The organism is Nocardia takedensis NBRC 100417 (assembly GCF_000308695.1).
GTDB classification, from domain to species: domain Bacteria; phylum Actinomycetota; class Actinomycetes; order Mycobacteriales; family Mycobacteriaceae; genus Nocardia; species Nocardia takedensis.
Window position 1 is genome coordinate 88,116 of sequence record NZ_BAGG01000068.1, and the last position, 14,046, is coordinate 102,161.

At 70.2% G+C, this 14,046-nt stretch carries 14 protein-coding genes; 6 read left to right on the plus strand and 8 right to left on the minus strand.

Annotated features, from left to right (window positions below):
- Positions 1–67 precede the first annotated feature (67 nt).
- Together ON30_RS15100 and ON30_RS15105 are read left to right on the plus strand one after the other, a co-directional pair.
- The gene (locus ON30_RS15100) at positions 68–952 is read left to right on the plus strand and encodes an alpha/beta fold hydrolase (RefSeq protein WP_040707773.1); all 885 of its coding nucleotides are present in this window, start codon (positions 68–70) and stop codon (positions 950–952) included.
- A 618-nt stretch (positions 953–1,570) separates the two neighbouring features.
- Positions 1,571–1,825 carry a hypothetical protein gene (locus ON30_RS15105; RefSeq protein WP_157183743.1) on the plus strand — a complete coding sequence of 85 codons (255 nt, stop codon included), beginning with the start codon at positions 1,571–1,573 and terminating at the stop codon, positions 1,823–1,825.
- Positions 1,826–2,116: 291 nt separating this feature from the next.
- Here ON30_RS15105 and ON30_RS15110 read toward each other — a convergent pair whose 3' ends face one another.
- On the minus strand, positions 2,117–2,917 hold the full coding sequence (locus tag ON30_RS15110; RefSeq protein WP_040707681.1) for a thioesterase family protein: 801 nt from the start codon (positions 2,915–2,917) through the stop codon (positions 2,117–2,119).
- Positions 2,918–3,047: 130 nt separating this feature from the next.
- Between ON30_RS15110 and ON30_RS15115 the strand changes: the two genes are divergently transcribed.
- Entirely contained in the window at positions 3,048–3,821 is a 774-nt protein-coding gene (locus tag ON30_RS15115) for a helix-turn-helix domain-containing protein (RefSeq protein ID WP_040707682.1), read from the plus strand.
- Positions 3,822–3,918: 97 nt separating this feature from the next.
- Here the strand turns inward: ON30_RS15115 and ON30_RS15120 are convergent, their stop codons facing one another.
- Complete coding sequence (locus ON30_RS15120) at positions 3,919–4,773, minus strand: fructosamine kinase family protein (protein WP_040707683.1); 855 nt, start codon at positions 4,771–4,773, stop codon at positions 3,919–3,921.
- Between the two features lie 181 nt (positions 4,774–4,954).
- Positions 4,955–5,830, minus strand: a complete 876-nt coding sequence (locus ON30_RS15125) for a TIGR03619 family F420-dependent LLM class oxidoreductase (RefSeq protein ID WP_040707684.1) — start codon at positions 5,828–5,830, stop codon at positions 4,955–4,957.
- Between the two features lie 258 nt (positions 5,831–6,088).
- On the opposite strand from ON30_RS15125, the gene ON30_RS15130 reads away from it, so the two are divergent.
- Positions 6,089–6,286 (plus strand): hypothetical protein, encoded by a 198-nt coding sequence (locus ON30_RS15130; RefSeq protein WP_040707685.1) that lies wholly within the window; start codon positions 6,089–6,091, stop codon positions 6,284–6,286.
- 57 nt (positions 6,287–6,343) lie between these two features.
- Here ON30_RS15130 and ON30_RS15135 read toward each other — a convergent pair whose 3' ends face one another.
- The gene (locus tag ON30_RS15135; protein ID WP_040707686.1) at positions 6,344–6,883 is read right to left on the minus strand and encodes an OmpA family protein; all 540 of its coding nucleotides are present in this window, start codon (positions 6,881–6,883) and stop codon (positions 6,344–6,346) included.
- Positions 6,884–7,061: 178 nt separating this feature from the next.
- Between ON30_RS15135 and ON30_RS15140 the strand changes: the two genes are divergently transcribed.
- Entirely contained in the window at positions 7,062–7,598 is a 537-nt protein-coding gene (locus ON30_RS15140) for a hypothetical protein (RefSeq protein WP_040707775.1), read from the plus strand.
- Between the two features lie 9 nt (positions 7,599–7,607).
- Here ON30_RS15140 and ON30_RS15145 read toward each other — a convergent pair whose 3' ends face one another.
- Positions 7,608–8,405 carry a HugZ family pyridoxamine 5'-phosphate oxidase gene (locus tag ON30_RS15145; RefSeq protein ID WP_040707688.1) on the minus strand — a complete coding sequence of 266 codons (798 nt, stop codon included), beginning with the start codon at positions 8,403–8,405 and terminating at the stop codon, positions 7,608–7,610.
- Positions 8,406–8,954: 549 nt separating this feature from the next.
- On the opposite strand from ON30_RS15145, the gene ON30_RS15150 reads away from it, so the two are divergent.
- A complete protein-coding gene (locus tag ON30_RS15150; RefSeq protein ID WP_083911421.1) occupies positions 8,955–9,860 on the plus strand; it encodes a cutinase family protein in 906 nt (301 codons plus the stop codon).
- 16 nt (positions 9,861–9,876) lie between these two features.
- On the opposite strand, the gene ON30_RS15155 is transcribed toward ON30_RS15150, so the two are convergent.
- The 3 genes from ON30_RS15155 to ON30_RS15165 all read right to left on the minus strand — a co-directional run bounded on the left by ON30_RS15155 (position 9,877) and on the right by ON30_RS15165 (position 14,042).
- Positions 9,877–10,797, minus strand: coding sequence for an SMP-30/gluconolactonase/LRE family protein (locus ON30_RS15155; protein WP_245554054.1), 921 nt, complete (start codon positions 10,795–10,797; stop codon positions 9,877–9,879).
- A 276-nt stretch (positions 10,798–11,073) separates the two neighbouring features.
- Positions 11,074–12,549 carry a MutS-related protein gene (locus ON30_RS15160; RefSeq protein ID WP_040707689.1) on the minus strand — a complete coding sequence of 492 codons (1,476 nt, stop codon included), beginning with the start codon at positions 12,547–12,549 and terminating at the stop codon, positions 11,074–11,076.
- Entirely contained in the window at positions 12,540–14,042 is a 1,503-nt protein-coding gene (locus ON30_RS15165) for a MutS-related protein (RefSeq protein ID WP_040707690.1), read from the minus strand. The genes ON30_RS15160 and ON30_RS15165 overlap by 10 nt, the downstream gene beginning before the upstream one ends.
- Between the last annotated feature and the right edge of the window lie 4 nt (positions 14,043–14,046).

Consider the following 14,046-nt stretch of genomic DNA (forward strand, 5'->3'; position numbering starts at 1 on the left):
GTACAGTCGCAGTCGGGAAAAGTGAACGCGGCCTCGCCGCGTGCGATACCGGGACCACGAGGACGACATGACCCCGAGCGAACTCACCCTGCCGCGCGACGGCCTGAGCTTGTCCGCCCGCCGATTCGGCGATCCCGCCGCACCGCCGGTGGTGCTGGTCCACGGATTCCCCGACACCCCGCACAGTTGGGACGAGGTCGCGCGCCTGCTGGTCGCCGCCGGCTACCAGGTGGTGGCGCCTTGGCTGCGCGGCTACACCATCGGCAGCCACGACCGCGACGCCGATTACGACGTGCTCACCGCCGCCGAGGACATCGCCGCCTGGCAGGTCCATCTCGGCGCGGGCCCGGCCCACCTGGTCGGCCACGACTGGGGCGCCATCGCCGCGGTGCTGCTGGCGAAAACCACGCCCGCGCAGTGGCGTTCGGTGAGCACTCTGGCCGTGCCGCCGATGGGCGGCAGCGCGGGCCTTCGGGCGGCGCTGCCGTATCTGCCGCGCCAGACCGCGATGTCGTCCTACATGGGGCTGATGCAGTCCGCGGCCGCCCCGCGCCTGCTGGCCCGCTCCGACGCCGCACTCGTCCGCGCGATCTGGGCGCGGTGGTCGCCGGGCTGGGCGATCACCGAGGACAGTTTCGCCCCGGTCCGCGCGGTGTTCACCGACCCTGATCTGGGGTGGTCGGCCACGCGGTACTACCGCGCGCTGTTCAGCCCCCACCGTCCGCGCACCCGTGAGATGTACCGGGTGATGTCGGCTCCGACCGGCGATCTGCCCGCCCTGGCGCTGTTCGGGGCCGACGACGGGTGCGTCCATCCCGGCTTGCAGCGCGCGCTGGCCGCGGGCGTCGGCGTCGAGTCCGTCACCGTGCCGCGCAGCGGACACTTCCTGCACGCCGAGCGTCCGGGCGCGGTCGCCGAACATCTTCTGCGGCACTTCCGTTCGGTCGACTGAGACCTCGGCGCGCCGGTTCGGCCCGCACGGTCCGGGCACACCGGAACCCCGCCGCGGTCCGCCTGTCTGGTACGGACAGGCGGATTCGGGCTCGCCTCGGTGATCGATCGCGCTGTCACGACCCGGATCGACCGCGCGCGTGGCGACGCGGGCCCGGGCGGGCGAAAACCGGTGGCGGTCGGTCTCATCCCGGCCGGAGGGGGCGACGCGCGGCGCGGATCGACCGCGACCCGGATCGGTGTTCGGTGATGGAAAGCGCTGTTCCGCAGTATCATTCGAGTCATGAGGTCGCGACGAACCACTGTCGCAAGCGAACTCGGCGCACCGCCGGGCGCGCACGGCATCGCCCGCCCAGGAACATCGGTCCACAACCCGAACGTGGATATTCGATGAGCGCGCACGTCGGTATTCGGGGATCGGTGTCGACCGCGGAGATAGCCGGTGGCGATGATCGAGTGGGTGAATTCCGGCTGGTGGATTCACCGTGCACCCGGCGGCCCGGTCCGGGGACCATCGGCGGCGAGGGGGTGGTTGCGTTGGATACCCGCCGCCCGTTGAGAACTCGACGGCGTGCGGGTGGGGTCATCGATCGTTACGATGATGCATCATGATTCACTGGTGGATATCTGGCATTTCGATTGCCGGGTGTTTACCGTGAATGGTGTCGGAATTATCCGGCCGCTGGATCTCTCGAATCAGGAGGGCTGCATGGTCTTCACACTGCGGATTCCCCGCACCATCGCCCAGGGTCCGACCTGGACCCGTGTCGTCGCCATCCTCCGGGACGCGGGCGCGGTGGGCGCCGCGCGCGAAACCGCCGTCCCCCGTAGCGCGCCCGTGCGCGTCGGCGGCCATCGCGCCGCCGCTCACTGAATCCCGGCCCCGGCGGGCGCGTAACCACCGTCCCCCTCGCTTCCGGTCCGGCCGTCTCCCGCCTCGAATTCGGTGGGGGACGGTCGGCTACGGGGCGACCGGGTCACGAGACCGCCTGCCACATCACGATTCGGCATCGATCCGCGCGGCCCGGATCAGTCGATCCGGGCGGTCACCACATCCAGCCGCGGGTCCGTATGACGTGCTCGGCCAGATCCACGGTCGCACCACCCCCTGTCGGCCGAATCCCACGGTAGTTCACTGGCCCGAGGCGGACTACGGGATGGCCGACTACGGGATGATCGCCAACTGGCGCGACTGGGCCACCAGCGCCCCGGTGGAATCCCAGACGTCGAAATCCTCTTCGTGGAAGCCGTCGACCAGATGGTTGGTGCGCACCCGGCAGGCCAACCATCCCGGGGCCGGACGGCGGCGGATGTGCACGGTGAGTTCGATGGTGGAACTCGCGGACATCCCCAGATCGAACACGGCGGGCGGGGCCGCGTCGACCAGCAGGGCCAGCGCGATCGGGTCGGGTTCGCGGCCGTCGGTGAAACGCAGCCAGAATTCGGCGACATTGGTGCCGCCGGGTTCGCCGCGGAAGAAGCCGGGCACCTCGGCCATCCGGAATTCGACGCGCCGCGCGATCGCCGAGCCGTCGACGCCCCGCTCCGCGAGCGGATTCACGCAGTCGCGCGGCGGCGGTAGGACCGGCGCCGCGCCGCGTTCGATGGTCGCGCCGCGGGCGGCGGACAGGTCGGTGAAGGTGGCCAGCACGCGCAGGATCTCACGGTCCTCGCGCAGCAGGGTCGCCGCGCCGGTGGCGGTGCGCCGCCCGATCCGCGCGGTCTCGGTGCGGACGACGGCGGGACCGGCCAGGCCCGGGCGCAGGTAGTGCGCCGAGGCGGAGAGCAGATCGGGGTGCGGGATCTCGTTCTTCAGCGTCCGCAGACAGGCGGCGAGCAGGTAGCCTCCGTTGGCCGTGCCCGCACCGGTTATCCAGCGATCGGACAGGTCCAGGGCGTATTCGTGGTCACCGACCGCCGTGGCGGCGGTATCGGTGTCGAAGGCGTGGTGCGTCGTCGTGGTCATCGGAGCGTCCTTTCGTTCCCGCCGATGATCATCCCCGCGAGGTTCGCGGGTCGATTACCCGGGAGGTAGGCGCCGTCCATTACCCGCGTGGTAATCGCGGCGCGGCCCACGGGTTCCTAGGATCGGGACGATGCGCACCCAGACGGCCGGTGACCTGCTGCGGCACTGGCGGCTCGAACGCAGACTGAGTCAACTGGAACTGGCGGGCCGGGCCGAGACCTCGGCCCGGCACCTCAGTTTCATCGAGACCGGTCGCGCCACGCCGAGTCGCGCGATGGTGGCCCACCTGTGCGAACACCTCGACATCCCGTTGCGCGAACGCAATCGGATGCTGTTGGCCGCCGGGTACGCCCCCGCCTACGCCGAACCGGATCTGGACACCCCCGCGATGGATTCGGTGCGCGCGGCCGTCGGTGCGATCCTGCGCGGTCACGACCCGTATCCGGCGCTCGCGGTGGACCGGACCTGGAACATCGTCGACGCCAACGCCGGTGTCGCCACGCTGCTGGCCGGTGTCGATCCCGCGTTGCTGCGCCCGCCGGTCAACGCGCTGCGGCTGAGTCTGCATCCGGGCGGGATGGCCGGGCGCATCGTCAACCTCGCGCAGTGGCGCGGCCACGTCCTGGCGCGACTGACCCGCCAGATCGAGGTGAGCGGCGCACCGGAACTCGTGGCGCTGCGCGCCGAACTGCGCGACTATCCGGGCGGACAGGACGATCCGGGCCTGCCCGAACCCGACCAGGCGGTGGTCCCGCTGCGGTTGCGGCACGCGGGGATGGAACTGGCGTTGCTCAGCGTCACCACCGTGTTCGGCACGCCGATGAACGTGACGGTCGCGGAATTGGCGATCGAAACGTTCCTGCCCGCCGACGACGCCACCCGCGCGGCCCTCACCTCGGGCTGAACGACACTCGCGCCGCGGTGTGGACAGCGCGGGCGCTCCCGCGCTGTCATCGACGCGGTGATGCCGCACCGTCGTTCGAGCGGGCGCTGTTCCGCGCTCAGACGGCCAATGCCGCGGTGGCCGCGGCGAGGGCGCGTTCGCGGTAGGACGGGCCGAACAGCACGACGTGCACCAGCAACGGGTGCAGTTGGTGCAGGGGAACGCGCTCGGCCGCGCCGTCGGCGAGCGGGCGCACTTCCCGGTAGGCGGCCAGCATGCGGTCCAGGTGCGGCGTCCCGAACAGCGCGGCCATCGCGAGATCGGTTTCGCGGTGGCCGCCGTGCGCGGCGGGGTCGATGAGCCGGGCGCGGTCGGCGCTCCAGCGGATGTTGCCCGCCCACAGGTCGCCGTGGATGCGGGCGGGGGGTTCGTCGGGGCCCGCGAGATCCTCGATCCGCGCGATCACCTGTTCCACCAGGCGGACGCCGTCGGCACGCAGATGACGTGCCGCGGCGGGCAGGAAGGGTGCCAGGCGGCGTTCGCCGTACCAGCGCGCCCACGTGCCGCTCCCGGGCGCGGTCTCGGTGTTGTCGAGCGGGAGTCGGGCGATCCACCCGTCCCAGGGCGCGCCGAACGCGGCGGGGGAGTCGGCGTGCACGGCGGCCAGATCGCGGCCGAGGCGTTCGGCGGCCGCGGCGGTGGGTTCGGCCTCGGCCAGCCACGGCAGCACCAGCAGACCGGGGCCGAGCGCGAGCACGGGCGCGACCGCCGCGGGGACGGGTTCGGCCAGCCAGCGCAGGCCGCGCGCTTCGGCCGCCAGGGCCTCGTCGCGGTCGACGGCGGCTTTGACGAACACGTCGCGTCCATCGGACAGGACCGCTCGGTGCAGGCTGCACCCGTGGGCGGCGCCCAGATCCGCGATACCGCGCACGGTTCCGTCGAGCAGTTCGCTCAACCGCGCCGCCAACCTCATGACACCTCCGTCGCCCGCGGATCGCGCGACCCCGCGACGTCGGGCGGATCGCGCGGGGAGCCGTACCGGTGCCGAGCGTACGCACGTGCGGGCGGCGCGTGCGCGGGAAACGACGGTCCCGCGCGCACTGGTGACGGCGCGGTGGATCTCGAAGTCGGCGACGCGGTCCTGCGGGGCGGACTCAGCCGTTGGTCTTGGCGATGACGTGTTCGGCGAAGCGACTCAGGTTGGTGATCTTGGTGTCGAGGGATTCGGTGTCGTGATCGGTGGTGTACGGGTTGCGGAATCCGACGATCACATCGGTGACGCCCTTGTCCTCGAGACGCTTGACGCCGTCGACGGTGAAGCCGTCCAGCGAGATGACGTGGATCTCGAAGTCCTCGCGCGTGCCGTATTCGGCGCGCAGTTTCGCCAGTTCGCCGAGCAGACGGTCCAGTTCGGCCGGATCGCCGCCCGCGTGCATCCAGCCGTCGCCGCGCTGGGCGGCGCGCCGCAGCGCGGGCTTGCTGTGTCCGCCGATCAGGATCGGCACGGGTTCGGTGGACACGGGGCTGATCTTGATCGGCGGGAGGTCGTAGAACTCGCCGTGGAACTCGAAGTATCCGCCCGCGCACAGTCCGCGCACGATGTCGACGCATTCGTCCATCCGCGCGCCGCGCTTCTCGAACGGCACGCCCATGATGTCGAAATCGTCGGGCCACGGGCTGATGCCGACGCCGAATCCGAAACGATTGCCGCTCAGGGCCGCGAGCGAGGCGGCCTGTTTGGCGACCAGCACGGGCGGGCGGATCGGCAGTTTCACCACGAACGGGGTGGCGCGCAGGGTCGTGGTGGCGGCCAGAATGGCGGCCGACAGGACGAATGCCTCGATGAACGGTTTGTCCTCGAGGAATTCGCGATTGCCGTCCGGGGTGTAGGGATAGGTGGCGTCGGATTCCTTCGGATAGGCGATGCTGTCGGCCACCGTGATCGACGAATACCCGGCGGCCTCGGCGGCCTGGGCGAGGGGCACCCAGTACGACGGGTCGATCATGGCTTCGGCATAGGTGAATCGCATCGGGATCGCCTTTCATCCGGTGGTCTCGGCGGCGACGACCCGTCAAGACTGGAACACGTTCTAATTCTGTCACCCCCAACTAAGCATCACCGCTCGGCGTCGTCAAGAAAGAACTCGATGTCATTGCGATTCTTCGCGATCCGCTCCGGCCCCCGGCGGCCACCGGGTAGCGTCCGACCCGGTTTCCACGAGTCGAGGACCACGACGGAGGGAAACCGGGGCAGCCCGTACCGAACCCCGACAGATCGGCCCAGATCGATGGACGACGCCGACCGCGCCCAAGCCCGAGTATTCCTGCACCTGTTGAGCATGCAGGCCAGGACCCTCACCCGCGAGATCGCCATGACCGCCGGTGCGGGCGCCGCCACCCGACGGTTGGAAACCGAACTACAGGATGTCCGACGCTACATGGACCGACTCCAGCACCGCTTCCCCGACGCCGTCGCGCCCCGCTGAGCACGGCGGGACCGACCCGAGGACCCGTCGACCCCGACCGGGCTCGACGGGACGGGATCACGCGCCGACGACCTCGATCTCGGCCTGATCGACCTGCACGTCGGACTCCTTCGGATTCCCCTCGGCCCGCACCGTGATCCGGCCGCGATCGATACCGTCGGCCTCCAGCGCCGCGGCGATGTTGGACCCGCGCGCCTCGGCCAGATCCTTGGCCCTGTCGGCATCGGAATCCTGCGCCCAGGTCTTCACCTCGATCCGGGTGTCGTTGCCCTGCAACGGAACCGCGACCGCCTTCAATGTCACCTCGTCGAGTGTGCCCAGATCCGAACTGCCCGCGTCGAAGGTGATCGGCGCCGCCGCCAGCGCCGCGTTGATGACGTTCTGGATCCCTTCGCGCGCCGCGTCCAGCGCCGAACTCACCGCCGCCGACGCCGTGGCCGCCGCACTCGAGTGCGCGGAGTGGTCCGCCGAGGTGTGGGCGGCCGACACACTGGTCGTCGCGGCGTTGTCGGCCTCGTCGTCGGAACCGCACCCGGTGACCGTCACCAGCGCGGCCGATCCCGCGGCGAGGGCGTACACACATTTCCTGAACAACATCGGCAACTCCTGAATTCGAGGGAAGAACCTGCGCAACATCGGAGGCGATATCGGGGAGAGCGAATTCACGGGGCCTGCGTGGGCGGCACCGAGTATTCCACGCGCGTGAATACGACGATAGGCACGAAATGATCACCGCGGCGGATTCGACGCGCGGATGACGGAATACTCGAACCCGATGAACGCCGACACCGACACCTGGCTGCACGGTCCGCTGTTCATGGGCGGTCGACCGTTGACCCGCGCGGACGCCGCGGGACGTATCAGCGCCTACATCTACGGCAACATCCTGGTCCTGACCGCGCTGGTGCCGATCGTCACCACCCTAACCCACGTCGGGATCCTGATCGTCCTCGGCACAGCGATCTCGACCTTCATCGCGCACGTCTTCGCCGAATCGGTCGGCCGCAGCGTCACCACCGGGACCTCGCTGACCAGCGCCGAGCGTTGGCGCGAGGTGCGCAACTCGGTGCCCATCCTGACTTCGGCGCTGCTACCGTGCGCGATCCTGGGCGCGGCGCTGCCCGGCTGGCTGGAACCGCGCACCGCCCAACTGCTCGCCGAACTGGCGATCCTCGCCCGCATCGGCGGCATCGTGTTCGTCATCGTCCGCCTGCGCGGTCAACGGCCCACCCGCGCCACCATCCTGGGCGCGGGCGGGCTCACCCTGGTCGCGGCCGTCGTCGTCGCCGTCAAGGTGGTCCTCACGCACTGACCGGAGGGTTCACTCCGTTCGCGAGCGCCGTGCCAGCGCCACCGTCGCCGCGCGCAACTCCGCCGCGGCATCGATGCGGGTCTCGTAACCCACCCGGGTCCGCGCGACGCCGCGGTCGGTGGTGACCCGCAGATCCAGGCCGTAGCGGTCCGCGCGCTCGCACAGCGCTTCGGTGGCGTCGGGGAATCCGCCCAGCACGCGCGCCATCGCCAGCAGCGAATCGGCGTGATCCTCGTTGAGGTGGGTGATCGCGCCCGCCGCGCCGGGCACGACCGGGTCGGGTTCGGCCGCCGCGTAGTCCTCGGCGCTCGCCGAGTCCATCCGGCCGTAGCCGCCGACCCAGCGGACGCGTCGCACCCGCAGGACCCACAGCGAGAAATCGTTGTAGTCGATGTAGTAGCGCGCGGCGGGCACCGCCGCCAGATGCGCCTCGCGCGCCGCCTCGGCCTCGACGCCTTCGGGGCGTTCCACGACGCCCGCCAGCGTGATCCTGGTGCCCGCCAGCGGATCGGCGGGACCGTTCGGTTCCACGACCGCCAGGCTGGCCCTCGGGTCGTTCGCCAGATTGCGGCCGTGCTCGGCCATTCGGGACACGCACAGCACGGGTTGCCCGTCGAGCAGTCCGTAGGTGACGAACGAGGCCCACGGCGTGCCGTCGTCGCTGAGGCTGGCCAGCGTCGCGGAATTGGTCGAGGCCGCAACGGTTCTGGCCTCCTCGGCCGCCGACGGTCGAGCCGGGTTGACCACCGTGGCGGTCGGGGCGGGAACCGAGGGGGCGTCGCCCGGGTCGCCGTGATCGAGAGTCATCTGCCGTCCTTGGTCCGGCCGGGGCCTCTGCTCCGGCGCCGTGCTCGATTGTCGCACCGCCGCCCGTGGCCGGTCAGCGGTGGGGGATAGCGGATTCCGGACGCGTACGCGGTCGGCGATGTTGCGGTCCGCTCCTTCGGTTTTCACGGCTCGCACGGCTGCGACGTCACGCTGGTAGCCAGCTAAGTTATCCGGAGTTCTGGTCGTGCCGGAATTCGAAGCCGCGCGAAGCGGGGCGGTGTGTGTTGTGTCGGGCCGATGCCGGAGGTCCGAATCGGGGCGTTCACCGCCCGTCGCATATCGGGTGATTGATGCGAAACGAGTGCATGTCACAGTGGACAGGCCGGGGACCGTCGAAAGTTGGTCATCGCAGCTGGGAAGGCTATTGTCGGGGCCGGGAAACGTCCGCGAACCCCTCTCGTTTCCGGTATGTTAATAGATATTCTCACGCAGTTCAGTGGATGCTCCTGAGGAGGTGCATCCACCGATGCCCGTCCGGAGCGGGTGTCGCATCCGATGGCACCCGGTGGTGAAGACACGGAGAAGACCATGGTCATTCGACGAAAGATGAGTACGGCGGCCTGCGCGGCCGCACTGACGGCCGCGGTCCTGCACGTCGGCGGGAGCCCCGTCGCCTCCGCGGCGCCGTGCCCCGACGACTACGTCGTCGCGGTGCCCGGCACCTGGGAGACCTCCAACTCCGAACCGGAGAAGGGGATGCTGGCCATGGTCACCGACGGCCTGCCCGGCGACGTCCGCGTCGACTACGTCCACTACGCGGCCACCGCGTTCCCGTGGGAAGGCGACGTCTACGGGCGCTCCAAGCAGGAGGCCACCGACAAGACGCGCGGTCTCGTGGCGGCCATGTCGCGCGAATGCGCGGGCACCCGGATCGCGCTGCTCGGGTACAGCCAGGGCGCGGACGCCGCCGGTGACGTCGCCGCCGAGGTCGGCACCGGGCTCGGCCCGGCCGCACCCGCCCAGATCTCCTTGGTCGGCCTGATCGCCGACCCGAAACGCTCCCCGGTGGACAACCTCATCGGCCCGCCGGTGCTCGGCGCGGGCGCGGGCGGACCTCGCATCGGCGGCTTCGGCTGGGTCAGCCCGCAGACCTTCACGTTCTGCGCCTCCGGCGATCTGTACTGCTCCATGCCCGACGGCGATTTCGCCGGGCGCATCGCCGGTCTGGCCGCGCAGTTGTCCAACCCGGACCCGGCCAGGGTCGGCGACTACCAGAACCAGGTGGGCGCGCTCATCAACGACGCGCTCGCCGCGGGCGGACTGGGACTGCTGTCGGACCAACTCAACAACACCGCCTACGAGCAGCGGCGCCGCCAGGTGGACGATTTCATCAAATCCGGCATCCACCAGAGCTACCCGAGCTACCAGGTCGGCGGGGGAGCGACCCCGATCTCCTGGCTGCGGCAGAAGCTGTTCGAGGTCACCCGGGGCTGAATCGCCCCGGTCGACCTCACGCCGGTCGACTCGACGGCAGGTGCGACACCGCCACGGCGGATTCGCCGAGACTGCCCAGGTACAACGTGCCGTCGAGTTCGACCACTCCGGTGACCATCGAATAGTCCGTGCCCTCGGTCTGGAGATCGTGCACCAGCGTCCCGTCGAAATCCACCGCCTGGACCCACACGGTGCGTTTCGGTCTCGGATGCACACGCTCGGGCAACGACCAGATGAGTTTGCGGAACAGGCCGGGCCGCGGCAGCAGGCGGTCCAGCAGCGGATCGCGGGGCGACGGCAGGGTGATCCAGACCAGTCCGTCGCTGCCCAGACCCATGTTGTCCGGGAACCCCGGAAGATTCTCCACCAGCAGATCCGTGGTGCCCGCCAGCGGTCCGCTCAACCAGTGCCGTGACACCCGGTAACCCGCCGTCTCGGCGACCAGCACGCAACTGCGATCCGGGGCCAGCACCACGCCGTTCGCGAATTTCAGACCGTCCGCCAAGGTTTCGACGGACCCCTCCGTAGTCCGGCGGAACAGCCGTCCGGTGCAGGAATGCTCGAGCAGATCGCCTTTGTAGTCGGCCAGGGACCACCGCGCGCTCGAGGAGGAGAAATAGATCGTCCCGTCGGCGTCGCGCACGACATTGCTGGCGAACAGCAATCGCTCGCCATCGATCTCGTCCACCAGGACGGTCAGTTCGCCGTCCGGGGTCAGTTCGAGCAAGCCGCGCTCGAAATCGCAGATCAACACCCGACCGTCCGGGTCGGCGTGCAGGCCGAGCGGCCGTCCGCCCGTATTCGCGAGCGGGGTGACGGTGTCCGTGGCCGGATCGACCTTCAGGATCGCGCCGTCGTCGGTGCCGACGATCAGCGTGCCGTCGGGGGCGAGGACCACGTCCTCCGGGCCCGCCGCGGGCAATTCGATCCGGCGCACCGGGGGGAGGGGAGGGATGCTGCTGGTCCGATGGACACGGCCCGTCGCGGGCGGGGGAGTCCAACGTCGGGGCTGCATCGTCGATCCGGCGGACATGGCGTCAGGGTAGCTCCGCGCGCGGCCCTCCCGGACCGGATCACACCGAGTAAATTAAACATCGGAATACGTAGATATGCGCATCTAAGCATGAGTGCCTGCCTCTGCTGCTCGGAGTTTCAGACCACCTGCATCGCCAAAGACCAGCTGAGGACGGAAAGGGCTCTCGCGGACAGCCGATCAGGGAGTCGTGAGGTGCGGATCGCGGCCGAAGACGCGCCGGTACACGTCCACCGCGTGGCTGGTGGATTCGGGCGGTCCGGGCGTGAAGCGGTACGTCCGCGTGCCGTCGGGGCGGTGTCCGGCGCGCAGGAACAGGTCGCCGGGATGGTCGGCGAGGTACCGGGCGCGGGCGTATTCGTACAGGTGGGTGACGAACACGACGCGTACGCCCGCGGCGAGAAGCGCTTCGATCAGGGGTGTGGCGATCGAGGTGGCGTCGCGTTCGCCGGTCGCGGAGAACGATTCGTTGCACATGAGCAGCGCGCCGGGGCGGAGTCGGTCGACGGTGCGGCTCATGCGGTCGAGTTCGTCGACGAGTTTGCCGTGGGAGAGCGTGCGGTCCTCGCCGGTGACGAAGTGGGTGAACACGCCCGCGGTGACGGCGGACTCGAATCGTTCGGCCAGGACGAACATGCCGGCCTGCATCATGACGTGCGCGGCGCCGAGCGCGCGCAGGATCGTGGTCTTGCCACCGCTGTTGGCCCCGGTGACGACCAGCAGCGTCACCGCCTCGGCCACGAGATCGTTCCCGGTGACCGGTCCCGGATCGGTGAGGCACAGCGCGGGGTCGCGCAATCCCGTACAGCGCAGGCCCGCGGGGAGCGGGTCCGGCAGGCAGGTGGGCACGCCCGCGCGCTCGAGACGTTCACGAAGGGCGAGACAGCCCAGGTAGAAGGACAGTTCGGCGCGCAGGGTATGGAAGAAGTCCTGGACGTGGTCGGTCGCCTCGGCGACGACGTCGGCCACCACCCGGATCGCGCGGCCGCGCAACCGGGTGAGCGGGTCGAATTCCGGGTCCGGTTCCTCGATCACCCGGAAGGTCCGGCCCGTGCGGCGTCCGAATCGGCGACGGTGCACGGGGTCGTGCAGGACGAGGTCGGTGACGCGATTGTCCGCGTCCAGACCCGCGCTCAGGTGGACGCCGTGGTCGAAGTCCATCGCGGCCAGTTGGGCGTCGAGGGTGTCGAGATAGCGGTCGTCGAGTTCGGCGGCGACGGTCGCGACGAGGTCGGTGAATCCGGCGGAGTCGAAGAGGTGGCCGTCACGGTCGCAGGCGGCGCGTAGGCGCCGCAGCAGGGCGACCAGGTCGGTGAGCGGTCGCAGCGCGAGCAGCAGTTTGCCGTTCGCCTGGTGGGCGGGGCCGACCTTCCAGCGCTTGACCTGTCCGGCCTCGACGGCGATGCGGTGCAGGGCGCGGACGGCGTCGGGGTGGGCGTGACAGTCGGCCTGGACCGCGTGGCGGTGGCGGATCACCTCGGGATCGGTCACCGGCGCGGCGAGCACCGCGTGGATCGCCGCGAGGGCGATGGGGTCGTCCCGTGCCATCGCGGCACAGAGGGAGTCGATCCCGAGGTCGTGGAAGGCGGCGTCGCCGTGCGTCGCCGGGGTCGGGGCCGGGTCGTGGCCGGTGGGCCACAGCAGATTCACCCGCACGTCGGAATCCTCGCGGCGACGCGGTCGGCGGTGAGTCCGAATCGCTCGGCCAGAACGACCGCGTGCGCGAGTCCGTCGGCCGGGCGGCGCTCGAGGCGGTAGGTGCGGCGGGCCGGGTCCCCGGGATCGGTGGCCGCCACCATGCTGACGATTTCGGGGCCGCCGCGGGCGAGTTCGTCGAAGAAGGTCACCCACACCGCGATCGCGCCGCGCGCCACGATCCGGTCCAGGACGGCACGCCCGATCCGCACGGCGTCGGCGGTCCCCGTCGCGCTGAAACTCTCGTTGAGGATGATCAGGCTGTCGGCGGTGGCGGCGGCGAGGGTGTCACGCAGGCGGCCCAGTTCCTCGGCGAGACGCCCGTCCGGGTCGGTGGGCCGTTCGGGTCGTTCGAAATGGGTGAACACCCGGTCGGGCAGCGGCAGGCACGCTTCGCGAGCGGGCACCGGGCAGCCGAGAGCGGCAAAGTGCGCGAGTTGGCCGAAGGTGCGGGCGAAGGTCGTCTTGCCGCCCTGGTTCGGCCCGGTCACCACCAGCACGCGTTCGGCGCCGGAGAGGCTGAACGAATTTCCCACCACCGCCACACCTTCGACGAGCAGGCCGAGGTCCTTGGCGTCCTCGGCGTAGACCGGGGTGCCACGGACGGCGAGGGCGGGCAGGCACGTCGGGGTGTCGAGTCGGCGGAGGAAGGCCAGGTAGTGCAGATAGAACTGGATCTCGCGATCGAAGGTGACCAGGTGCGGGGCGAGGAAGTCGGCGTGGTCGCGGGCGAATTCGGTCAGGTGACGGAACTCGGCGGGGTACAGGGCGGCGACTTGTTCGAGGATCTGTTCGTCCATGTGGTTCGGCTCGATCGAACCCGGTGCGGGGTGCGATCGGCGGGGCGGGCCGGAACCGAAGCGGGCGAACAGGTTCGTGATGGCGGCGCTGTAGTCGGGGGCGTCGCCCGCTGGGGACACCTCCACCGTGCGGTCCACGATCCGCAGGTCGTAGCGCACCTGATCGAGTGCCCGGGTCAGCGCTCGTGCGTCGGCGGCCAGGCGGGTGAACTCGGGACCAGCGACGTAGGCGATGAGGTGCTCCCGCCAACGGAGCAGCGCGCGGGCCGAGAGCGGCACGGCGTGCAATGCCTCGGCCGAGCGCGTGACGGCATCGACGTAGTCCGCGGCGGCCCGCAGGTGGCAGCGGTTCCGCTGGAGCGGATGCTGGAGAAGTTCTCGGCGGGTTCGCAGTGCGCGGACACGCCGCATCCGGTCGGCGAACTCCTCGAGGACGGCCAGGACGGCGTCGTCGGCGAGATTCTCGAACACCTCTCGGCGGTGGCGCAACTTGTCCGGGTCGAGCAGTGGCCGTGTGAACCAGTCGCGCAGTGCGTAGGGGTCCGCGCCGACCAGGGCGGTGAGGATGCGATCGAGATCGAGGTCCTCGGCGACGCCTCGGGGCACGGGCGGGGGAGTGGACCGCTCCGACCACAGCACGCTGATGTCCGGCATCTCC